Genomic DNA, 23,453 nt, shown 5'->3' with positions numbered 1-23,453 from the left:
CCACCTCCCCACCTCCTCTACCCATCTTCCCTCAACTTCCGCCCACCTCCCCATAGTCTCTTGTCACCTTCCCGCATCCTCTACCCACCTTTCGCCACTCCCTATCCACCTTCCTCCAGAAGCTGATGACCTCGGCATCTGTGGAGGGTACCTTGGCGAGCGTGGAGGGTGTCCCGGCGAGCGTGGAGGGTACCTCTGCGAGAGCCGTGATGACCTTCGCTGACGCCGCAGATTTTTCCGCCGCGAAAGAGGTCGTTTTCCGCCGCGATTTTTGCCACCGCGGCGCGTCGGAGAGTATTGTCAAAACATCTGGAGGTCAAAGTGAAACCGAGTTCGTGGCGTGCAATGCAGAAATCGTGATGTGCAATACAGAAATCGGGTCGTGCAACGCAGAAATCATGGTTTGCAACGACCGTTTCAGACCCTGAAATCAGTATGAAGTTCATCGCCGCGATTTTTGCCATGCCGACGGGGTAGGAGGAGGTCATCTCGCGCACCGCCGTCATGCCCTCGTTGCCTGTGCTGATAGTCGCCCAAGTGGGCTTTGTCATGGCGAGAAGCGCCGCAATCCTTAAAAAAATCAAAAAAACACCTATATAATAAGGTATAAGCGATTTTTTTGTCTACTTTTGCGCTTCAAATAACAAATATGATTTACTATGCACGAGAATTTGGTGATTGTAGAGAGCCCCGCAAAGGCTAAAACCATAGAGAAGTTTCTTGGCAAGGACTACAAGGTCATGTCAAGTTTCGGCCACATACGTGACCTGAAAAAGAAGACGCTCTCCATCAACGAGAAGACGATGGAGCCCGATTACGAGATACCTGAGGAGAAACGCAAGTTGGTGAGCGAGCTCAAGAAGCAGGTCAAGGAGGCACAGCGCGTGTGGTTGGCATCCGATGAAGACCGCGAGGGAGAGGCCATCAGTTGGCATCTGTGTGAGGTGTTGGGCCTGGACAAGGACAATACCAACCGCATCGTATTCCACGAGATTACCCCCAACGCCATCCTTGATGCCATCGAGCATCCCCGCCATCTCGACATGAACCTCGTCAATGCCCAGCAGGCACGCCGAGTGCTCGACCGACTCGTGGGATTCAAGCTCTCGCCCGTATTGTGGCGCAAGGTGAAGCCCGCATTGTCTGCCGGACGCGTGCAGAGCGTGGCTGTAAGACTCATCGTTGAGCGCGAGCGCGAGATACAGGCCTTCGTGAGCGAGCCCTACTATCGCGTGAGCGCCGTCTTCACCGTGCCCCAGGCCGAAGGCCACATCGCCGAGGTCAAAGCCGAGCTCGACAAGCGCTTTGCCACCCGCGAAGAGGCTGTAGCATTCCTGGAGCGCTGCCGCAAGGCCCAGTTTACCGTTGGTTCGGTAAGCAAGAAGCCGCTCAAGCGTATGCCCGCACCTCCCTTCACCACCTCTACGCTGCAGCAGGAGGCCGCCCGCAAGCTGGGATATACCGTGACCCAGACCATGATGGTGGCGCAGCATCTCTACGAGAACGGACGAATCACCTACATGCGTACCGACAGCGTAAACCTGTCCAAGCTCGCTCTGGCAGCCAGCCGCGACGCCATCACCCAGCTCTGGGGAGCCGAGTACAGCCACACCCGCAACTTCCACACCCACAGTAAGGGCGCGCAGGAAGCCCATGAGGCCATACGTCCTACCTATATATCGGAGCAGACCATCGAGGGCACCGTGCAGGAGCGCCGCCTCTACGACCTGATATGGAAACGCACCGTGGCATCGCAGATGGCTGAGTCGGAGATAGAGAAGACGGTAGTGACGATAGACATCGACGGACAGGAGGAGAAGTTCATCGCCGACGGCGAGGTGGTTACCTTCGACGGATTCCTCAAGGTATATCACGAGTCTACCGACGACGAGAACCAGGACAATGAAGGCGGCAACACTCTGCCCGCCCTCTCGGCCGGAGACCTTCTGGAACGCAAGACAATCACATCGACAGAGAAATATTCACAAGGCCCCGTGAGATATACCGAGGCCAGCCTGGTCAAGAAGCTCGAAGAACTGGGCATAGGACGACCCTCTACCTACGCGCCGACCATCTCTACCATCCAGCAGCGCGAGTATGTGGTCAAGGGAGACAAGGCGGGCGAAGAGCGGCAGTACGTGACCGACACGCTGAGCGCCAGCCGCATCGTATCGAAGACCCGCACCGAGGTGGCAGGCAAGGAGAAGGGCAAGCTGCTGCCCACCGACATCGGTACCGTGGTCAACGACTTCCTGATGGAGCACTTCCCCGAGATTATGGACTACAACTTCACCGCCAAGGTGGAGAGCCAGTTTGACCAGATAGCCGAAGGCCACGAAGAGTGGACCAGTATGATGCACAACTTCGACCACGACTTCGAGCCCACCGTGCGCAAGGTGATGAACGCCCGCTCGGAGCATAAGGCAGGTGAGCGCGAACTGGGTGTAGACCCTCTTTCCCATCGTCCGGTATTCGTCAAGATAGGACGCTTTGGCCCTGTAGTGCAGATAGGCAGCGCCGACGACGAGGTGAAGCCACGCTTTGCGCAGCTGCCGTCGGGCAAGAGCATCGAGACCATCACCCTCGACGAGGCTCTCGAGCTGTTCCGTCTGCCCCGCAATATCGGCGAGTACGAAGGAGACATCGTCACCATCGGCTCAGGTCGTTTCGGTCCCTACGTTCAGCATGACGGCAAGTATGTATCACTGCCTAAAGAGATGGATCCGATGACAGTAACGCTCGCCGATGCCATCAAGCTCATCGCCGAGAAGCGCGAGCAGGAGCGCCAGCGCCACATCAAGTCGTTTGAAGAAGATTCCACGATGCAGGTGCTCAATGGCCGCTTCGGTCCCTATATCACCTGCGACGGCAAAAACTATCGTCTGCCGAAGAGCCTGCATGAGCGCGCCGCCCAACTTACCTACGCCGAGTGCAAGGAAATCGTAGACAAAGCCCCCGAACCCAAAGCTCGCCGCAAGAAATGACCCCCACGCGTATTATTCTTATAGGATATATGGGCGCGGGCAAGACCACGCTTGGCAATGCGCTTGCCCGCGACATGGGGATGAGGTTCTACGACCTCGACTGGTATATCGAGAGCCGTATGCACCACACCGTCAAGGAAATCTTTGACGAGCGCGGCGAGGAAGGGTTCCGCCGCATCGAGCACAATATGCTCCACGAGGTGGCAGAGTTTGAGGACGTCATCATCAGTTGTGGTGGCGGCACTCCCTGCTTCTTCGACAACATGGACTACCTCAACCGCCAGGGCGCAACGGTCTATCTCAAGGCGTCGCCAGACGTGCTGTACAAGCATCTGAGCATGGGACACACCGTGAGACCATTGCTGCTCAACAAAACGCCCGAAGAGGTGCGCCAGTACATAACCCGCCAGCTCGCCGAGCGCGAACCCTACTACACCAAAGCCCAATATACCATCGACGTAAGCGTCATGGACGATTTTAAGAAGATACATTTTACCACCCAACAACTAAAAAACGAACTTGGAATATGAAGAAATGGAGCATCGAAGACTCTCGCGAGATGTATAACATCAAAGGCTGGGGAGCTTCTTACTTTGACATCAACGAGGAAGGCAACGTCAGCGTCTCTCCCTGTAAGGATGAAGCCCAGATAGACTTGCGCGAGATTGTAGATGAGCTGTCGCTGCGCGACGTGACGCCCCCGCTGCTGCTCAGATTCCCCGATATCCTCGACAACCGTATCGAGAAGACCGCCAACTGCTTCAAGCGGGCGGCAGAGGAGTATGAGTACAAGGCACAGAACTTTATTATCTATCCCATCAAGGTCAACCAGATGCAGCCGGTGGTCGAGGAAATCATCTCGCACGGCCGCAAGTTCAATCTGGGACTTGAGGCGGGTTCCAAGCCCGAGCTCCACGCCGTGATAGCCGTGCAGTGCCAGAGCGACTCGCTCATCATCTGCAACGGATACAAGGACCAGAGCTACATCGAGTTGGCTCTGCTGGCCCAGAAGATGGGAAAGCGCATCTTTATCGTTGTCGAGAAACTCAACGAGCTTGACATCATCGCCCGCGCAGCCAAGAAGCTCAACGTGAAGCCTAACCTGGGCATACGCATCAAGCTCGCATCGAGCGGTTCGGGCAAATGGGCCGAGAGCGGAGGCGATGCGTCGAAGTTCGGACTTACCAGTTCGGAGCTCCTCGACGCCCTGCGCATCCTTGATGAGAAGGGTCTGCACGACAGCCTTCGTCTTATCCACTTCCACATTGGCAGCCAGATTACCAAGATACGACGTATACAGACCGCGCTGCGTGAGGCGGCTCAGTTCTACATCAACCTCCACAAGATGGGGTACAACGTGGACTTCGTCGACTGTGGCGGCGGACTGGGAGTGGACTACGACGGCACCCGCTCGGCCAACAGCGAGAGCTCGGTCAACTACTCTATCCAGGAGTATGTCAACGACTGTGTCTATACCTTCGTCGACGCAGCCAACAAGAACGACATAGCCCATCCCAACATCATCACCGAGAGCGGCCGGTCGCTGACGGCACACCACTCGGTACTGGTTATCGACGTGCTCGAGACCGCCAGCCTGCCCGAGATGCCCGAGGAGTTTGAGGCCAAGGACTCCGACCACCAGTTGGTCAAGGACCTCTACGAGATATGGGACAACCTCAACTCCAAGAATATGCTCGAAGACTGGCACGATGCCGAGCAGATACGCGACGAGGCCCTCGAGCTCTTCTCTCATGGCATCGTAGACCTCAAGACCCGTGCCGAGATTGAGAGCATGTACTGGAGCGTATGCCATGAAATCAATACGCTCTCCAAGCAGATGAAGCACGTGCCCGAAGAGCTGCGCAATATCGACAAGCTGCTCGCCGACAAGTATTTCTGCAACTTCTCGCTGTTCCAGAGCCTCCCCGACTCGTGGGCCATCGACCAGCTGTTCCCCATAATGCCCATTCAGCGCCTTACCGAACGGCCTACGCGCAACGCAACCCTGCAGGATATCACCTGCGACTCGGATGGCAAGATAGCCAACTTTGTCAAGGAGGGCCACCTCTCTCATGTGCTGCCCCTTCATGCCTTGCGCCGCAACGAGCCTTACTACCTCGGCGTCTTCCTTGTGGGTGCCTATCAGGAGATACTCGGCGACATGCACAATCTCTTTGGCGACACCAACGCCGTGCACGTCAGCGTCAAGGACGGCCACTACCACATCGACCAGATTATCGATGGCGAGACCGTCGAGGAGGTGCTCGACTACGTGCAGTACAACCCGAAGAAGCTGGTGCGCCAGCTCGAGATTTGGGTGACCAAGAGCGTCAAGAACGGTAAAATCTCGCTCGAGGAGGGCAAGGAGTTCCTGTCCAACTATCGCTCTGGACTTTATGGATATACCTATCTGGAATAAATGATGAAAGACAACAAAACAACAATAACGGTGGTCAAGGTCGGCGGTGCCGTGGTCGAAGACGCCACGGCGCTCAGCCGTCTGCTCACCGACTTTGCCGCCATCCCGGGCCGCAAGATTCTGGTGCATGGCGGCGGGCGTCGCGCTACCAAGGTGGCAGAGGCGCTGGGCATCGAGACGACTATGGTGGGCGGCCGACGCATCACCGACGCAGCCATGCTCGAAGTGGTCACGATGGTCTATGGCGGACTGGTCAACAAGAATATCGTGGCTGGACTGCAAGCCATAGGCGTCAATGCCATCGGCCTCACCGGCGCCGATGCCAATATCATCCGTGCCCATAAGCGTCCGGTCAAGGATGGCGTCGACTATGGCTTCGTAGGCGATGTCGATGCTGCCGACGGTCAGATGATAGCCCGGCTGGTCGAGTCGGGAGTCACCCCAGTGGTGGCGCCACTCACCCACGACGGTCAAGGCCATATCCTCAATACCAATGCCGACACCATCGCCAAGACGGTGGCTTGCGCGGTGGCCCGCGACTACGAGGTCACGCTCATCTACGCCTTCGAGAAGCGCGGCGTGCTGAGCAACCCCGCCGACGACAACAGCGTGATACCCACCATCACCCGCGCCGACTTCGATAGATACGTGGCCGATGGCGTGATAGCCGGCGGCATGATTCCCAAGGTAGAGAATGCGCTCGCAGCCATCGACGAGGGCGTCGCCAGGGTGGTCATCACCCAAGCCGATGCCATCGACGGCCAACAGGGAACAATTATCCGTTAAGTGTTAAAATCGAAAAAATATCCCTACAACTGTAACTTTAGTTTCCAACAAACGTCTTATTAATAGAGCAACGATGAAGATTATCAGTTTTCGCGACGATATACTCCCCCTGAAGAATATGCTTTTCAGAGTGGCGCTCCGCATTACGCTTGACAAGGCCGAAGCAGAGGATATCGTGCAGGAAACGATGATTAAGGTGTGGAACAGGCGCGACACGTGGAGCGAGATAGAGTCTATAGAGGCTTTCTGTACTACCATCTGCAAGAACCTTGCGTTGGATTACATACGAAAGAGCTCCCACCTCAGCGATTCCACCCCCGATTTGCCGGAAGACAAGGCCGACAGCGCGTCGACTCCCGATGAGAGAGCGGCGCAAAGCGACAGAGTCGAGCTGGTTCATCGCCTGGTCAATGCTCTTCCCGACAAGCAGCGTATGTGTATGCAGCTGCGCGATTTTGAAGGGAAAACGTACAAGGAAATTGCTCGCATGATGGAGATAAGCGAGGAACAGGTCAAGGTGAATATCTTCCGAGCCCGCCAGACCATCAAGCAGAAATTTAATGATTTTGACAATTATGGACTATAACTATATCAAACAATTGCTGGAGCGCTACTGGGCGTGTGAGACTACGGTCGAAGAAGAAAGCATTCTCAAGGCTTTCTTCAGTCAGAAGTCTGTACCTGCCGAGCTGGCCAAGTACCAGGCACTCTTCGTCTACGAGGCCACTGAGCCCAAGACCGACGTGCTGGGCGACGATTTCGACGCCCGTATGCTCGCCATGACCGAAGAGCCCAAGCAGGTCAAGGCCCGCGTCATTACTATGACCCAGCGGTTGAGACCTCTCTTCAAGGCAGCTGCCGTGGTGGCCATCATCCTCACGTTGAGCAACGCCTTCCAGATGTCGTTTGACAACAATGGTCCTGTTATCGGCAGAGGAGCCACCAACTACAACCGCATCCAGCAGATGCACTCGGTGGCAAGAGCCGACTCGGCTGTGCTCGACACTATGCCGCAGTCCAACGTGCAGCCTTCCGAGGTCTGTACGACGCCGATTATGAAAAGATAATTTCTATGCTTTCTCTATAAAATCATGTTTAGTAAAACAAAAGAATGAAACTGTGAAGTTTCTATTTTCTCTCAAATTTTTCATAACATACTAACGTAGAAAAGGGATGCCGCTCACTGAGTGGCATCCCTTGTTTATTTGGGTTACTCGCAGGGTGGGCCTTTACAGACACACCTTGCGGGTTACGGTACCTCTATTGGTATAAACGCTCACGACATATACTCCATGGGGCAGGCTGTTCAGGTCGGCCTGGTTTGCCTTTCCGCTCCATACGGTGGCTCCGGCGGTCGAGGCTACGCTCAGCCTTACCACGCTGACGCCCTCGGCGGTGCTTACGCTTACCACGCCCTCGCGGCAGCTTATGGTTGCTCCCGCAGCCGAAGCCTCTGTTGTGATTTCATCCACTCCTGTGGCATCCACCACGCTTATTTCGCGGTAGTAGTTGGCCAGTCCGTCGGCACCCACATACGAGCCGCTCTCCGACTTATACTCCACCATAGGCATATAGGTGCCTACAGCCACGGTGGGGGTGTAGTTGAAGTTGAAGGTCACGTCATCACCGGCTTTTCCGTTGCTGATGCGCTTCATCAATACGAGTTCGCCGCCGGTATTGGTAAACTGGCGCAGACGCAGATAGACATAGTTGGAATAGTCTTTATTAAGGTGTACCACCAGTTGGCCGGCAGATTTCTTGCCGGGCGAGAGCACGTTGTCGAGCTTCATGCTCTTCACCTTAATCGCCAGTTCGCTGTTGGGGGCGATGGTGACAGTGGTCTTCACTTCGGGCTGGGCGATGGTGAGCGCCTTGCCGTTCTCGCCGACGGCTGTCACAGCGAGTGTATAGGTGCCGGCGTCGATGTTGAGATAGCGTCCCAGTGTGAAGGTCTTCTCTTCGCCCTGTTTGAAGGTATAGTCGGTCTGACGCAGCACGTAGCTATGCTCGGGGTCATTGACATCCTGCAGACGGGTTACCACGCCAGCCTTGCCCGCAGCGCCGAAGTTGCGCACCACAAAGCCCAGCATGAGCATATCGCCCTGCTTCAGGGTTTGGGCAGCGTCGTTTGTGGTCCATTCCATGCGCTGGGTGACGCCCAGGATGGGGTCTGAGGTCTTGTCGAGCACCTCTACCTCGGTGCGGCCTACGGCGCTGTCGTCAAAGGGATATGCCTCGTAGCCCTCGGCATAGGCTGTGACGGTGTAGCTGCCCGGTGTGGCAGTCTCTGGCAGAGCCACGAGCACCGAGGCGTTATAGTCGCTCTCCTCGTATACGCTTGCCGAAATCTTGCCGGTGATTACCTCCTCGGGGTTGGCTTTCGAGGTCATCGCCACCACCACCGATTTCAGTTGCATATCATCGCCGCCGTTGTGCAGCTTCACTCTGAAGAGCGCAGCTCCGCCGGCGTGTATCTCGTTGTTGCATGTGATTGGGGCGAGCAGTTTTACGCGTGGTGTCACGGCGTGAACCTCTCCCAGCACCACCTTGCCGCCCTCTACGGTCATGTCTACATATCTGGGGAATCCCGTATAGTGGCGCACCACCTGCCATGTCTTGGCGCCTTTGGCCTTGTAGGCAAAGCGGATTTCGTATGCGCCGTCAGCCAGTCCGTCGGCTGTGGCGGTGATGTCGCGCATGGTCACATAGGCTGTTCCCGACTTGCTGCCAGCATAGCCTTTCACGTTGAGGCTTTCCTCCTTGAGCACCTTCTTGATGACGCCGTTCTGGGTGATGACAGCTGCCAGAGCACCGTCGAAGTCGTCGGTATCGAGGTTTTCGAGGATGGTCATCAGGCTGAACGAGTTGCCGCCATAGGGAGTGATAGAGAGTCTCACGCTGCCATAGAGGGGCAGCTCCACATCGCCTTCGCTCTCGGTGGCAGGCTGTATGCCCGTCACCATCTCCTGGTCGCGGTTGTAGCCACCGCTTCCACCGCCTTCGCCCAAGTCCGAGGGGTTCAGACGGTTTACGAGGAAGTAGCCGTTGCTGTCGCCATACCATCCCCAGTTGATGTGCACATAGCCGTTGTCATCATATCCGTCGCAGACAAAGGCGTGGCCACCCTGTCCGGCATCACTCGCACCGCCGTAGTAGACGGGGCGTCCGGCGTCCAGCTCAGCCTTGATGATATTCATCCACTCGGTGGTGCCGTAGTAGCTGCGCTTGCGCAGGGTGACGTGCTTGTCGTAGCCGAAATAGTTCTTCAGCGCGCCGGGCACCATCATGGGCGAGGCGCCACTGCCAGCCTTCTCGTATTCCATCTCTACAGCCACGCCGAAGTGGGCTGCCAGCTTAGCCACAGCGTCGCGCTGGGCGATAGAGAATATGCCGTTGCGCTTGTAGTAAGCCAGCATGTTGTCCCAGTCATAGGTGGTCTCGCCGAAGTTGGCAGAGAGTTCTATACCCTTAACGGTGCAGGTCTTCTCGCCTGTTCCGCGGGTGGGATATTTGTAGTAGCGCATAATCTGCGTAGCTGCCGTAGCCACACAGCCTGTGTAGTAGTGCACGGTCTTGCCTCCGTCGCTATAGGTGGGACACATGTCGTTGAAGGGTGCGTCCTGACCCCAGCGTATGTTGTCGAGTAGCGGAGCCACCACCACTTTGGCGCCGGCGCGTGCCGGGGTGTCGGCAGCCAGCGAGTCGTTGTGCCAGTAGGCTTCCACGTAGCGGGCGTAGAGTTCCATCCACGAGCGCAGGCTTGCAGGTGCGCCGTCGAGGGTGAAGCGGCCGCGGTCGGCATAGGCTATGACATTGGCAAAGCGGTCCTCGCCCGAGACGATGACAAAGCCCTCGTCATCGCCGGCATTGAACACGTAGTAGGGTTGTATCTCCTTGGCACCCGACTTTGCCACAGCCATGTGGCGCAGCACAGTCTTGGCAGAGGCGTTGGGGCGCTGTGTGATGAAGCTGCGTGCCATCTGCTCTGCCTGGGCTTGGGTGACGGGATTGGCCATCATGTGGCCCACGGTCACTGCTATGAGCAGGAAAAGAATGGATAATCTGCGTATCATTGGGATTAAATTTGAAAAAGGCAGTCCGTGCCTCTATGGGCGTGCGGACTACCTTTATTATTTATAGGGGGTTATTAAAGTGCCAGTTTGAATGACTTGTTGGCGGCGCGAACCACTACCACCTGGCGCTGGGCCACGCTCAGAGTGTTGGCGCCAGCCTTGCCATAGGTCTGGGCAATCAGACGGCCGGTGAGGTCGTACACGGCTATGCGGCCGGCTGTGGCGAGGCTTACGCTGATGGTGCCGTTGTCGGCCTTGACCACTACGTCGCCCTGGTTGTCCACGTTGTCGATGCCTACCGAACCACTCAGACTCACCTCTATCTTGTTGGACTCGTTAGAGTACAGGTCGGCCAGCTCGCCGTCTACTACGGTCAGACCGATGGCGTTCACGGTATAGCTGTATACGGTGTTGTCCTCGGGCGAGTCGATGGTGAAGTCGTAGTAGGTATCTTCGGTCTCGTTGACGCTTATCGCAGTGGTCACCTTAGCACCGGCGGGCATCTTCTGCTCCACGTTGATGGCGTCGAAGAATATCTTGTTGGTGGTGCTGCCGTTCTCGTACGAGAACATGATGTACGATGTGGCTGCGCCCTTGGTAAACTCTACCTTGTAGTCGGCAAATCCCTTGTTGGTGGTCACGGTCTTGCTCTCCAGAGGTGTGCCCTCAAATCCGTCGACATTGGGGTCGGTGTCATAGAGACTCACGGTGACCTTGCTGCCTGAGGTGTAGTGGCCATAGGCGCCCTCTGCCATGTTGAAGTTCACGGTGCAAGCGCCGTTGTCGGCTGTGAGGTCCAGTTTGGGTGTGGTCAGCGAACTTGTCTTGCTATAGGGCGACAGTACCATGTATCCCGAAGCCAGGGCAAAGTCTACTGCACTCCATCCGGGGGTCTTGGTATAGCTGTCAAAATCGCTCAGCAGTCCGAACTCCACTTTCTCCAGCGAGCCCATGGTCACCTTGGCAAAGTCATCGTCCAGCACCTTGACCGTGGTGGCAGCCTGCAGCGTCTTGGTCTTGGTCAGGTTCACGGCATATCTCTTCGCCTCAGCCACAGCCTCCCAGTTGGCTCTGAAGGAGGTGGCTGTCACGCCTGTGGCAGCGATGGCCTTGGGGGCGTCGATGCTCTTGAGCACGCGGATGACCTCGATTTCGTCAGAGTAGTCCGATACGTTGCCATTCTTGTTGCGGCCGCGCACGGTGTAGTAGTAGGTCTTGCTGGCGTCCAGTCCTTCCACCTTCTTCTCTACGGTGCTGGCGTAAGCAGACACTACCTTTACCACCTCGTCCTTGAGCACATACTCCTTGGAACCATTGTCGGCCTTGGAGTAGACATCGAGCAGATAGTCTTTATTGGTACGGTCGTGGGCCCACTTGGCGGTGAAGGACACGCCGTCGGCCTGTGAGGGCAGCTCGGGCACGGGTACAGCCACAATAGTGGGGCTGGTGACTGCCTTGATTTCGTCGATGAAGAAGCCTTCGAGCAGCGGGGTAATCTTTAATCTCGAGCTGGATGACACAGATCCTACATATAATGTCACGTCATGCCACTTGTTGTCGTTGAAGACCACCTGATTTTTGAAAGAGTAGCCCACAGCGAAGGTAATGGCTTCTCCGTAGTCGGCTGCGGCACGCACACGGGCTGTAATCTTAAGCACCTGGGTAGATACTGCTTTCTTCAGATTGCCAGTCTCGAGAGCTCCCGAACCGGCAACCTTGAGTTTGCCGCCGGCTTCATAGACCTTGGAACTGCTGCCGCTCCAACCCAGTTTATAGAGCTTGCCGCTGTAGCCGCCGATGTCGGTAGTGGCGGGAGCGTCTTCGCTACCCTCGGTGAAGGAGTCGAAGTTCTCGTCGATTACCACGGTCACATTGTCGTCCTGGCCCGATGCCGGAACTGCAAAGGCAAATGCTGAAAGGAGCATTGCCATCATGAGTAGTTTTTTTGTCATATCGTTCTGTTTTAGATTTGTTTCTTTCCTCATTATCCGTAAGTTTGCCCTCTCCGGGCAGTCTCTTTTCACTGTGGTGATGCCGAAGATGGCAGGAATTATCATTTTTGGTGGCGCAAAGGTAACAAAATATTACAAAATAACCATGTATTTACTCCAGAAATATCACTTTACTGCCTGTTTTTCTGACATTTGTCATGATTTTCGGTGATTTTTGTTAGCTTCGTGTTCGCTTTTGCCGTCTTTATGATTGTCGGTGCTGCCGCCGAGGGCATCTCGGCGGTCGTCGGGATGGTCACGAGGGTCGCCGCCACGCCCTCGGCGACAGCCGCCATGGCTTCGGGAGTAAGAATTGAGGGGGATAACGTAAAAATAGGCGCCAAAGCCGCCTGTTTCTGCGATTTTATTGTTACTTTTGCCCCAAATGTCGGGGGCGCAGGTCCGCTCTCCGTTGCGGCATTGCCGTGCAGCCATGCAGCAAGCGCCTCTGACCATGAAGACTCTAATGGCATGAACCAGAAGATATACAACCTGGAGGATTTTGCCACCCAATATCATCTCAGCGATATATTTGGTGCCTATGCCGCCCACTTGGCTGTCACAGCCGGGGAGGGCGCGACGCTCGTCGAAATGATGGCCGAGCACACGCTCTTCACCAAGCTGCTGCTGGTGGAGCGGGGCAGCTGCCGGCTCGTCGACGCCGACGGCGAGGGGCCCGATGCGGTTCTCTCTCGGGCTTCGCTCCTGGTGGTGTCGGTCCGCGACACGGCGCAGCTGCGCGATGTGTCGCCCGACTTCGAAGCCGAGTGCGTGCTGGTCGACGAGTCGTTTGCGCCGCACGCCTCCCACTACCGCCTCACCGACGAGAAATACAAGAGCATGCAGGATATCTTCCACTTCATGCGCGATATCGTGCGCCACCAGCACATCAACAAGATAGAGATGATACAGAGCATGGTCAACGTGCTGCGCCTCATCATCGACGAGTTGCCCTACACGCAGCGCTCTATCTCCCACGACTTGGGGCATAAGAAGGCGGTCTACGAAGTGTTCCTCCACCATCTTTATCGCAACTTCCGCAAGGAACGCCAGATACGTTTCTATGCCGACAAGCTCAATCTGTCTGCCCCTTATCTCTCCCGGCTGGTCAAGGAGATAAGCGGCTCTACCATCAATGACCACGTCACCTCGCTGCTCTACAAGGAAATCTGCAATATGCTTACCCAGACCGACATGACCATGGGCGAGATAGCCGACCACTTGAACTTCAGCGACCAGAGTGCCCTCACCAACTTCTTCAAGCAGCGCTCGGGCATGACGCCCATAGCCTATCGCAACCGATAGACCCTCGATGGCTCCCTGCGAGTCATCGCTGTGCCCGCCGCAGCCATCCTGAAACAAAACAAGCCTGCAAGCCTAACCCCGAGAGAATGAGGGGTGTCGGCCTGCAGGCTCTTTACATACATATATATTGGGATTACATTACTTCAGCGTAAACTTGTGCGACTGGAGCATCTCCTTGGGGTCGAGGGCTTTGTCCAGCTCTTCCTTGGTCATAAGTCCCTTCTCGATAACGATGTCATAGACCGAGCGGCCGGTATCGTGGGCTTCCTTGGCTACCATCGAACTCTTCTTGTAGCCGATGATGGGGTTCAGGGCGGTCACGATGCCAATGCTGTTCTTGACCATCTCGTAGCAGTGTTCCTTGTTGACGGTGATACCGAGGATGCACTCTTCGGTAAGGGTCTCGATGACATTCCTCAGCCAAGTGAGGCTCTCGAAGAGGCTCTCTGTGATGATAGGCTCCATCACGTTGAGCTCCAGCTGGCCGGCTTCGGCGGCAAAGCTCACGGTGGTGTCGTTGCCGATGACCTTGAAGCAGACCTGGTTGGTTACCTCGGGGATGACGGGGTTCACCTTGCCGGGCATGATGGATGAACCGGGAGCCTTGGGAGGCAGGTTGATTTCGTTGAGACCGCAGCGGGGACCTGAAGCCATGAGTCGCAGGTCGTTGCAGATTTTAGAGAGCTTGATGGCAAGACGCTTTAGCGCTGACGAATAGCTCACATAGGCGCCGGTATCGGGCGTAGCCTCTACGAGGTCACTGGCCGAGATGAAATTCTCACCGGTGAGCTTGCTCAGATTGGCTGCGCAGAGCTTGGCAAAGCCAGGCACGGCGTTGAGACCGGTACCGATGGCAGTACCGCCCATGTTGATTTCGTGCAGCAGTTTCACGTTGCGCTCCAGGTTGAGGATTTCCTCTTCCAGGTTGTTGGCGTAGGCCTTGAACTCCTGACCCACAGTCATAGGCACGGCGTCCTGCAGCTGTGTGCGACCCATCTTGATGGTGTCGGTGTACTCTTCGCCCTTGTAGCGGAAGGCGCTGATGAGTCCGGTCAATGCCTTGACCAGATGGAGGTTCATGCGGATAAGCGCAAGGCGTATACTGGTGGGGTAGACGTCATTGGTACTCTGGCCACAGTTGCAGTGGTCGTTGGGAGATACATACTGGTAGTCGCCTTTCTGACGGCCAAGAATTTCGAGTGCACGGTTGGCTATCACCTCGTTGGCATTCATGTTGACCGATGTACCGGCACCGCCTTGCACCATGTCGATGGGGAAGTTCTCATGCCACTTGCCGTCGATAATCTCACGGCAGGCTTCGGCCATGGCGCCCGAGATTTCGTCGTTGATGACTCCGAGCGAGTGGTTGGTCTGTGCGGCAGCCAGCTTGACGTACGCGATGGCGATGATAAAGTCTGGATAGTCACACATAGTCTTGCGCGAGATGTGGTAATTGTTGATACCGCGCTGTGTCTGCACTCCATAGAGGGCGTCGGCGGGAACGTTGAGTTCGCCCAAGAGGTCGGCCTCTACTCTGAATTTCTTTTCGTCTGTCATAATATAAATGGTTATATTGTTTGTATTCGTGTCTGTGATGGGTGTAACCATCATCTTGGTATTTACTGGGGCAAAGTTACGCCTATTTGTTCATATTCCTTTTATAAAAAACGAACCTTTATTTGTAAAAAACTATCCCTTGCCGGTTTTTCTTTGGTTTCAGGCAGTTTGGCAGTGGCCGTCACGGTGCTACATGAACTGGATGATGAGATAGCCCACGCCGATGGATACCACGGTGGTGATGATGCCGGGCAGCTGGAAAGAGTGGTTAATCACAAATCGCCCTATACGCGTCGAGCCGGTACGGTCGAAGTTGATGGCAGCGACGGTGGTGGGGTAGTTGGGCAGGAAGAAGTAGCCGTTGACCGCCGGAAACATCGCGATGAGCGCCAGTGGCGGGATGCCGAGGCCTATGCCCAAAGGGTAGAGGGTGCGCACGGTGGCAGCCTGGGAGAAGAGCATGATAGACATGATGAAGAGGGCTATGGCGAAGAGGAAGGGATAGAGGGTGACGATGGTGGCAATGTGGTCTTTGAAGAAGGCGAGGTTGCCGTTGAAGAAGGTGTCACCCATCCAGGCTATGCCGAAGATGGCGACCAGGGCACACATGCCCGCGTCGAAGACATTGCCCTTGACGGCGGTCTGCACGCTGGCTCTGCTCACGGTGAGGATGAGCGCGGCGGTCGACATCATCACGATCTCGATGGTCTCGGGCATGGTGACGCGGTGCAGCTCGCCATCTATCATGAACGCGGGCCGCATGGTGGGGATGCTGCCAAAGAGCACCACCAGCACTACGCCTGTGAGAAACGCCAGCACGGCATACTTGGCCTTGGGGTCGGGGTTCTTGTTCATCTCGTCTATCAGACGGAGGTCCTGCTCGGGCCGTATCAGCCCCTGGCGCACGCGCTCGCAGTAGATTTCGTCTTCGTGCAGCTCTTTGCCTATGCGGTTCTGTACCCATGCAGCCACGATGATGGCCACCAGCGAGGCGGGGATGCAGACCATGAGGATGTGCTTCAACTCGATGCCCGCGCCGCCCAACAGGTCGGTGCTGATGACGGCTGCGGTGGCTGCCGATACGGGGCTGCCGGTGATGCCGAGCGAGGCGGCTATGGTGGCGACGCTCAGCGGCCGCTCGGGGCGTATCTTGGAGTTGGTGGCAATCTCAGAGATGATGGGCAGGAGGGAGTAGCAGGTGTGGGCGGTGCCTGCCACGAGGCAGAAGAGCCACGTGGTGAGTGGGCCGAGGTAGGTGATGTGGGTGGGGTGGCGGCGCAGAAACCTGGCGGCGAGTCCTACGAGATAGTCCAGACCTCCGGCGGCTTGCAGGGTGGCTGCCGCCGTGATTACCGACACGATGATGAGCATCACGTCGATGGGCAGATGGCCGGGCTTGAGTCCGAAGATGAAGACGAGGATGAACACACCTACCATGCCATAGATGCCGAGTCCTATGCCGCCCGTGCGGGCGCCCTTGAATATCAGTGCCAGTACGATGGCAAACTGTAGGAGTATGATAGCTGTCGCCATGATGATTAGGTTCTCTGTTTTTAGGTTTGAGGTCGATGATGTGCCTTTGCCGTAGATTGTGGCGGGCATCAAGTGCAAATATACGCCATTTTCTTCAGACTCTGCCTATAAATTCATGATTATTGTTGGCCGCGGGCAAAAGATTTTTCGCGTGGGGCGGGGCTGCATCCATACGACAATGCCGCCGAAGTCCGCCGCCGACCATGCTGCGTGGCTCTATGTCATGTCTGGTCGGGTGCGGCGCTTCGGCGGCATCGTGTCTATGTGTTCCCCTCCGGCGGTGGGCCGGAGGGTGGGGGTGCTACTTGCCGGCAGGGGTGCAGAGCAGGCGTACGCCGCCCAGCAGACCTGCGGGGAGAGGCTTCGACGAAGCTCTGAAGGCATTGTTGTAGGATGCCCATGCGTAGCGTTTCTTCTTGTCGGGCTGCTTGTCGCCTATGACGCGGTTGGCCCACAGGTTGGTGACGCGCACCTCGAGCTTGTTGCCCTTCTTCTTGAGTGCGGGCGTGATGTCGATGGCGTAGGGCGCCTTCCAGAGTATTCCCAGCATCTGGCCGTTGAGGTAAACCTCTGCCATGCAGCCCACTCCGCCCAGGTCGAGGCGGTAGGTGGCGCGCTTGTTATATCCCTTGACGTCAAAGTCACGGGTATAGACAGCCGTGCCTGAGAAGTAGCGTATCTGGGCATCATCGCTCTCGGTGAGCGAGCGCAGGGTGGGCATCTCGATGCTCTCGGGAGTGTCCTGCACACCACCGAAGTAGACGTGCCAGTCGTTGTCGAGCGTCATCACTTCCTGTTCCTCGGCGTGGGAGATGGCCAGATGCTTCTCGTCGGTAGGTCCGGTGAAGACGATGAACAGTGCACCGTAGGGGTCGAGGTCGAGGTCGATGCTGGTACGGCCGTCAGCCATGGTATAGCCCACGGGCTTGATGGAGGCGTTCTCTGCGTTCCAGAGCATGGGCTTCTTGCCGGTCACGTTGAATGAGGCAGTGATGCGCTTGGGCTGGTCTATCGCGTTGGCTACCCAGTAGATTTCCGAGTCTGCCGTGCGGCGGTGCATCCAGCGTATGCTGTCGGGTGTAGCCTTGTCCTTGTCGGCTGCCACGAAGCTGAAGTCTGGAGCCACGCCCGTCTTGGCGAGTGCCTCTTCCATCGACAGGTTTTCCATCACGTTGGCGCGGTTGCCGTCCCATATCTCTGCCACCAGGCGGTGCCACTCGGCGTCGTTGCCCTTGAGGTTGGGCTGTATGGTTGGGCGCTTGCCGCATATGGGGGCGCCAGCCTTGGCGAGGCGGGCTATCGCCTTGAGCTCGTCGACGGTCATCCGTGTCACCTGTCGGTCTATTACCAGCAGTCGATAGCTCATTCCTGCCTTGGTAGTGAGCTTCTGTCCATCGTAGCCGAACACGTCCATGAGCGCGCCGGGGTTCACGTAGTCGAAGTTATAGCCACGGGGAATGGCGGGATGGTTGTGGGCGAAGCGGCCGGTGACGCTGTTGTCGCCGCCATAGTAGTAGGCGATGTCTGCCACGTATTTGCCCTGCTGCATCATGTAGCTGGAGCGGCCGAGATAGTCGGTCCATGGGCGGGCTTGCTCTGCCCAGGTCTCGTGGCGGTTGAACCACTGGCCGTAGATGGCTAAAGCGAGTCCGGGCTTGCGGTCGTCGACGGGCTGATGGGCGCTCTCGTGGATGATGAAGCGGTTCAGACCGCACGACATCATGTAGTCGGCGATGGGCTTGAGGTTGCCGGGATAGAAGGTATAGCACATCTCGTGGCGGCCGTCGGCGGTGAACGACTCGCCAGCCACATACTTCTTGCCATAGATGTGGGCGGTAGAGGAGGTCTCGCGCAGGTCGCACTCATACATGCTCAGGTCGGCGCGCTTCTCTGCCCACATGGCGCCCATAGGGATGTCGCCTTTCGCCTTGACGCTGATACCGTCGGCGAGCATCTGGCGTCCGTTCTCGTGCGACTCGATATAGATTTTCATGCCATGACGGTGGGCGGCATCAGCCACCTCGGCGTAGAGCGACTCGTCCATGAGTTCGCCGATGGTCTGGCGATAGTCGTAGAGGAACTGCTCGCTCTGCTCCACGCTTCCCACGATGACGCCGGTAAGCACGGGCAGCCAGGGATAGATGCTATAGCCGCGCCGACGCTCAAACTGTGCCGGCATCTGCAGGGTCCATGTGGCTTTGCCGGGCTCGTAGCTGTCGATGAGCAGATACTGGATGCCGCGCTTGCCGATGTTGCCGCCAGAGGCGTCGCGATAGAGGTCTATATAGTGCTCGATATACTTGTGCACAGCCTCGCGGTCCATCTTGTCGACCTCCAGACCCGTGGCTTCGGGCGAGGCAGGGCCGTTGCGCGAACCGAAGAGCGACGTACCGAAGCGGTAGATGACCCAGTTGCCACGTGGGGCGTTCCAGGTGAGGCGTCCGTCGGCGTCGACCTTGTCGGTGAGCACCACCACATCGCCTGCAGCCGACACGTCGCTGTCGGGGCGTGATGGGTACTGGTCGAGGTCGCCGAAGGAGGTAAATCCAGCCTTCTCCTCGGCAAAGTTGATGCGGCTGGTGGTGTAGAGGTTATACTCCATCAGGTTGACATACTCGCCCTGCTTGTCTTTCTGCGGCAGCTGGCATACCACGCGGAAGCAGCGTGCCGTGGTGGGAGACAGGTCGATGGTCTGCTGGAACGTACCGCTCTGCGGGATGTCGCATACCTTGGTGAATGTCTTGCCGTCGTTGCTCGTCTCCAAGCGGTAGTACAGCGGTGCCGACCAGCTGTTCCAGGTACTGCGGTTGTTGCCGTCCGAGAGCGACAGCGCCTTGATGGTTACGGGCTTCTCAAAGGTGTACTGTGCCCAGATGTTGCCCTCGGCGTCGGGTTCCACGCGGGTACCCTTGCTGTAGTCGCCGTCGGTGAGTTGTGCCACCGTGGGCTCACCCTTGCTCACCGTGATGGTGGGGTTGAGAGAGGCTATATCGATGTCGGTATCGGGCATACGCACTGCCACGATGCCTATCTGCTGACTGAAGGTTTCAGGGCTGTTGGTGTTTTCTACGTTCTGGAAGTGTCCGGTGGTGGTGTAGATACCGGGGAGATTGACGGTGAGTTTCTTGCCACCCTTTACCCTCACCGCGCGCCACGTGATCTTCTTCATGGCATCGTGGGGAGTGACCCAGGGACCGCCCGTGTTGCTCCAGCCTGGCGAGCTGGGGATGGCCATCGTCATGCCCAGCGAGTCGGCAATGTGCACGGCGTAGCGGAAGCAATCTTTCCACTCGGGCGTCATGTACGTGATGCGGTGGGGCACTATCTGCGGCGTGTTCAGACCGGCATCGAAGACATGGATACCGGCTATTCCGGCGCGGTGCATCCACTCCAGGTCTTTCTTGATGCCATACTTGGAGATATTGCCGTTCATCCAGTGCCACCACACACGAGGTCTCGCCTCTTGGGGCGGGTTGGCAAACTGCTGTTGCAGGTCGCTCTGTGCCATGCTGCCTGTAGCTGTGGTCAGGGCCATGGCGAGTAAGATGGTTCTGATATTTTTCATGTTTATATCTGATTGTTGTTGATTATGCGTTTCACTCCCTCGCGGATAGAGGTGAGCCCGAAGTCGTCGGGGTGTATCTCGTCGGGGGCGAGCCAGAGGGTCTCGGCGGCGTCGTCGCCGGCAGCGAGCGTCGAGATGTCGTCTACGCGACAGCGGAAGAAGAGGTCGAGCGTGGGGATGTCGATGCCGCTGTAGAGATAGCGGTTGGGCTGGCTGAAGAGGTAGTCCATGGCGGTCACGGTGAGCCCCGTTTCCTCCTTTACCTCGCGCGCCACGCCAGTTTCTACCGTCTCGCCCATGTCGGCAAAGCCTCCTGGCAGGTCGAGCGTGCCTTTGGCGGGCTCGCAGCGACGGCGCACCACGAGCAGCCTGCCACGCTCGTCGTAGATGAGCGCCACATAGGCTGCGCTGGCATTGACAAAGTATTCGAAGCCACAGTTGTGGCAGCGCATACTCTTCGCTGAGTCGGGTTGGAGACTGCCTCCACACACGGGGCAATGCTTGAATCGTGTAAGTATATCCATCGCAGTTGACAAGTTAATATGCAATATTACGAAAAAAACGCCGATGACGCCGCTCTTTTATCATAAAACATAGTTGTAAATCAAAAAAAAGCGACCCGTGGTTCACACCAGAGGTCGCTCATCGGTTGATGATGTTTTTATGAATGCTTAAAGTTCTCGTTATATCATAGAGCGCAGGCTGGAGGTTATGTCCCGGCAGCCCGTGGTCTTATAACAGTTTCTTGATTTCGGCGTCGATGTCGCTTACCTGCTCTCCGCGCTTGTAGAGATTGTTGTTGCGGTCTATCAGGAAGAACGACGGAATGCCCATGATGTTGTAGGTGCGGGCAGAGGTGCCGGCTTCGTCGCGCACGCTTATCCAGGGCAGCGCTGCAGTCTGTGTCTTCCAGAAGTGCTCATTGGGGTCGAGCGAAATCTGGTAGATTTCCAGACCCTGGCCATGATACTTGTTGTAGAGGTCACGCATCATCATGATGCGCTTGGTGCTCTGCTCGCTGGCGAAGACATGGAAGTCGAGCAGCACCACCTTGCCCTTGAGGTCGGTGAGACGGCGGGTCACACCCTTGTTGTCGGTGAGGGCGAGGTCTATGAGTCCAGCCACCTGCACCTTGCTGGCGTCAATCTGGCTGGCAACCTGCTCGTTGCGCACGATGCGCTGGTCCTTCATACTCTCGATGGCAATATTGTGGAGATTGGTGCCGCGCTCAGCATTGGGGTGGAAGGTGTCCCAGCTGGTAGCTACGGCAGCATAGACCTTGATGTCGTCGCTGTTGAGACGAGGGTTGAAGATGAGCGCCTGACGGTTGCCCAGCACATAGGTCTGGAAGAGCGCGAAGTAGGCATAGCTCTTCATCGGCTCCTTGTAGATATAGTTGAGCTTCACATCTTCCTTGTAAGCGGCGAGCACTCTGGCCACAGCCACTTCCACGCTGTCTACGCCCAAGGCGGGGTTGGCGACGAGGGCATTGATGGTGCGCTGCAGCTGCAGCTGCTTCTGGGCAAGTTCACGTATCTTCACGCAGTTCTCCGAACCTTCGACCTCGTATTCGGCCGACATGGTGGGGTAGGAGGCGTTGAACTTGACGGTCTCGGTAGAGTCGATGGCGACATTGATAATCTGGCCGGCTATACGCAGACGGTAGAACTCGGGGGCATCGGTGGCGTCGGCCTTGAAGTCGAAGGCACCGTCTTCGCCTAACTTGACAGAGTCGAGGACTACAGGTCCGTTGAGGCTGAGGTTCTCAAAATAGAGCGTGGAGTCCTTGGCGTCCTTGATGTTGCCATTGACCTCAAACTTCTTGTTGCCACAGGCCGACAGCGCGAGCACAGCCACGCCCACGGCCATGAAAGACATGATTTTGGATATCTTCATTTCAGTCTTGTTTACTTTTTCCACTACAAAGGTAGTGCAAACCGAGTGAAATACAAAACTAAATTGCATTTTTTTTGGTCATTGCCCCCAACCAGCCCGTTCTGTCGGCTCCCGTGGAGGGCTTGCCTGGCGGTCGTGGAGGGGCGGTAGGCGGTCGTGGAGGGGCGGTAGGCTCGGCAGAAAGCGGGTTGCCAGTCGTGGAGTGTGCCGCCGCCGGCGTGGGGGCCATCATGGCGGGCTCGTAACATAAGGTACGTGGGCTCGTGCCTTTTGTTACGCGGCTTCGTGCCTTGCGTCACGAGCGTACGTACCTTATGTTACGAGCCGCCAGCGGTGGTCACGGCAGTCGTGATGACGGTCTCCGATCTCGCCGAAGCCATTGGCAGCGAGCTGAATACGCGCAGTACTGCGCCCAAGGTCGAGGGGCGCGTGGCAGAGATGGAATAAGAGAGGGGGAGGCGATTATGCCATGGCGATGAGCCATAGCAGGAGCAGCGCGGAGGCTCTGCCCGTTTTGAAATGGGTGCGGAAAACGGCAAGCGCCTTGGTGATGTGCTTCTCGACCACCTTGACCGAGATGCCCAGCTGGTCGGCTATCTCGCGGTTCTTGAGTCCTTCAAAGCGGCTCATGGTGAAAATCTCGCGGCAGCGCGGCGACAATTCTTCCATGACCTGCTCTATCTGTCGGGTCAGTTCGTTGTAGAGCGTGTCGCTGTCGGTGGTGCCCTTCATGTCGGTGCTGTAGAGCTCTTCTGCCCCGGGTATCTTGCTGAGCGAGCCTGCCTCGTAGCCGTTGACCATCGTCTGGTGCTTGAGGTAGTTCAGACAGCCGTTGCGCACCATGGTGAAGAGCAGAGATGAAATGGAGATGAACGTGATGCTGTCTCGGCGTTCCCACAGGTGGATGAAACAGTTCTGCAGGATGTCTTCCAAGTCGTCGCTATCGCTCACAAAGCGGTTGGCATAATTGCGCAGACGAGGGTAGTACGTCTTGAAGACATACTCGAAAGCATCGGCGTCGCCGTTCTGTATTCCCTCAAAGAGTTCGCTTTGTTCCTTATAGAAACGCATGGTTTTTACACTTTTTTATTCAGTCACCACGGGCGTGCTACACCTTATTATATATTATATAGATGGCTCCGGCGACCGCTTGCATCACGATTGACGGTGCAAAAGTATGAATTTAACCCAAATCGGTCATTAGAAAAAGTTTCTTGTCATTTTCTAATGACCGCCATTAGAAAAACAGCTTTGTATATGCTTGATTTATAAATATTTACTAACTTTACCACGAAAAAAAGAATATACTCCGATGCGAAACTGTGACATAAAGTTTGTAAATAA

Annotated in this window: 17 protein-coding genes; 8 read left to right on the top strand and 9 right to left on the bottom strand. The window is 56.6% G+C overall.

Translation table 11 applies throughout. The features are described 5' to 3' along the window. The 7 genes from CIK87_RS14545 to CIK87_RS09860 all read left to right on the top strand — a co-directional run. A partial coding sequence (locus tag CIK87_RS14545; protein WP_216822757.1) for a hypothetical protein occupies positions 1–223 on the top strand: 223 nt, incomplete at its 5' end. Positions 224–659: 436 nt separating this feature from the next. Further along, positions 660–2,984 carry a type I DNA topoisomerase gene (gene topA / locus CIK87_RS09885; RefSeq protein ID WP_094387032.1) on the top strand — a complete coding sequence of 775 codons (2,325 nt, stop codon included), beginning with the start codon at positions 660–662 and terminating at the stop codon, positions 2,982–2,984. Continuing rightward, entirely contained in the window at positions 2,981–3,514 is a 534-nt protein-coding gene (locus CIK87_RS09880; protein ID WP_094387031.1) for a shikimate kinase, read from the top strand. Before topA ends, CIK87_RS09880 begins: the two co-directional genes overlap by 4 nt. Further along, positions 3,511–5,403 carry a biosynthetic arginine decarboxylase gene (speA, locus tag CIK87_RS09875; RefSeq protein WP_094387030.1) on the top strand — a complete coding sequence of 631 codons (1,893 nt, stop codon included), beginning with the start codon at positions 3,511–3,513 and terminating at the stop codon, positions 5,401–5,403. The genes CIK87_RS09880 and speA overlap by 4 nt, the downstream gene beginning before the upstream one ends. Further along, positions 5,404–6,189: an acetylglutamate kinase gene (argB, locus tag CIK87_RS09870; protein ID WP_254046544.1), complete on the top strand. Its 786-nt coding sequence runs from the start codon at positions 5,404–5,406 to the stop codon at positions 6,187–6,189. 73 nt (positions 6,190–6,262) lie between these two features. After that, complete coding sequence (locus tag CIK87_RS09865) at positions 6,263–6,775, top strand: RNA polymerase sigma factor (protein WP_094387029.1); 513 nt, start codon at positions 6,263–6,265, stop codon at positions 6,773–6,775. Beyond that, positions 6,765–7,256: a pyruvate ferredoxin oxidoreductase gene (locus CIK87_RS09860; RefSeq protein WP_094387028.1), complete on the top strand. Its 492-nt coding sequence runs from the start codon at positions 6,765–6,767 to the stop codon at positions 7,254–7,256. The genes CIK87_RS09865 and CIK87_RS09860 overlap by 11 nt, the downstream gene beginning before the upstream one ends. Before the next feature lie 162 nt (positions 7,257–7,418). Here the strand turns inward: CIK87_RS09860 and CIK87_RS09855 are convergent, their stop codons facing one another. The 3 genes from CIK87_RS09855 to CIK87_RS14390 form a co-directional block, all read right to left on the bottom strand. Next, a complete protein-coding gene (locus CIK87_RS09855) occupies positions 7,419–10,262 on the bottom strand; it encodes a C10 family peptidase (protein ID WP_094387027.1) in 2,844 nt (947 codons plus the stop codon). A gap of 74 nt (positions 10,263–10,336) precedes the next feature. Beyond that, positions 10,337–12,214, bottom strand: coding sequence for a hypothetical protein (locus CIK87_RS09850; RefSeq protein ID WP_144008174.1), 1,878 nt, complete (start codon positions 12,212–12,214; stop codon positions 10,337–10,339). Positions 12,215–12,384: 170 nt separating this feature from the next. Further along, on the bottom strand, positions 12,385–12,726 hold the full coding sequence (locus CIK87_RS14390; protein WP_158216234.1) for a hypothetical protein: 342 nt from the start codon (positions 12,724–12,726) through the stop codon (positions 12,385–12,387). Here CIK87_RS14390 and CIK87_RS09840 point away from each other — a divergent pair. Next, complete coding sequence (locus CIK87_RS09840) at positions 12,725–13,558, top strand: AraC family transcriptional regulator (protein ID WP_158216233.1); 834 nt, start codon at positions 12,725–12,727, stop codon at positions 13,556–13,558. The genes CIK87_RS14390 and CIK87_RS09840 overlap by 2 nt on opposite strands. A gap of 138 nt (positions 13,559–13,696) precedes the next feature. On the opposite strand, the gene CIK87_RS09835 is transcribed toward CIK87_RS09840, so the two are convergent. The 6 genes from CIK87_RS09835 to CIK87_RS09810 all read right to left on the bottom strand — a co-directional run bounded on the left by CIK87_RS09835 (position 13,697) and on the right by CIK87_RS09810 (position 23,180). Continuing rightward, positions 13,697–15,115 (bottom strand): aspartate ammonia-lyase, encoded by a 1,419-nt coding sequence (locus CIK87_RS09835; RefSeq protein ID WP_094387037.1) that lies wholly within the window; start codon positions 15,113–15,115, stop codon positions 13,697–13,699. A gap of 189 nt (positions 15,116–15,304) precedes the next feature. Beyond that, positions 15,305–16,648, bottom strand: a complete 1,344-nt coding sequence (locus tag CIK87_RS09830; RefSeq protein ID WP_094387036.1) for an anaerobic C4-dicarboxylate transporter family protein — start codon at positions 16,646–16,648, stop codon at positions 15,305–15,307. 301 nt (positions 16,649–16,949) lie between these two features. Further along, complete coding sequence (locus tag CIK87_RS09825; RefSeq protein WP_254046543.1) at positions 16,950–20,213, bottom strand: glycosyl hydrolase; 3,264 nt, start codon at positions 20,211–20,213, stop codon at positions 16,950–16,952. 2 nt (positions 20,214–20,215) lie between these two features. After that, on the bottom strand, positions 20,216–20,737 hold the full coding sequence (locus CIK87_RS09820; protein WP_094387034.1) for an NUDIX domain-containing protein: 522 nt from the start codon (positions 20,735–20,737) through the stop codon (positions 20,216–20,218). Positions 20,738–20,945: 208 nt separating this feature from the next. Beyond that, entirely contained in the window at positions 20,946–22,109 is a 1,164-nt protein-coding gene (locus CIK87_RS09815; RefSeq protein WP_094387024.1) for a TlpA disulfide reductase family protein, read from the bottom strand. Between the two features lie 462 nt (positions 22,110–22,571). After that, positions 22,572–23,180, bottom strand: a complete 609-nt coding sequence (locus CIK87_RS09810; RefSeq protein ID WP_094387023.1) for an RNA polymerase sigma-70 factor — start codon at positions 23,178–23,180, stop codon at positions 22,572–22,574. Positions 23,181–23,453 lie beyond the last annotated feature (273 nt).

Source organism: Prevotella sp. P5-64, from assembly GCF_002251285.1.
Lineage (GTDB): Bacteria > Bacteroidota > Bacteroidia > Bacteroidales > Bacteroidaceae > Prevotella.
The sequence above is the reverse complement of the archived record's forward strand: the minus strand, read 5'-3'. Positions and strand labels throughout refer to the sequence as shown.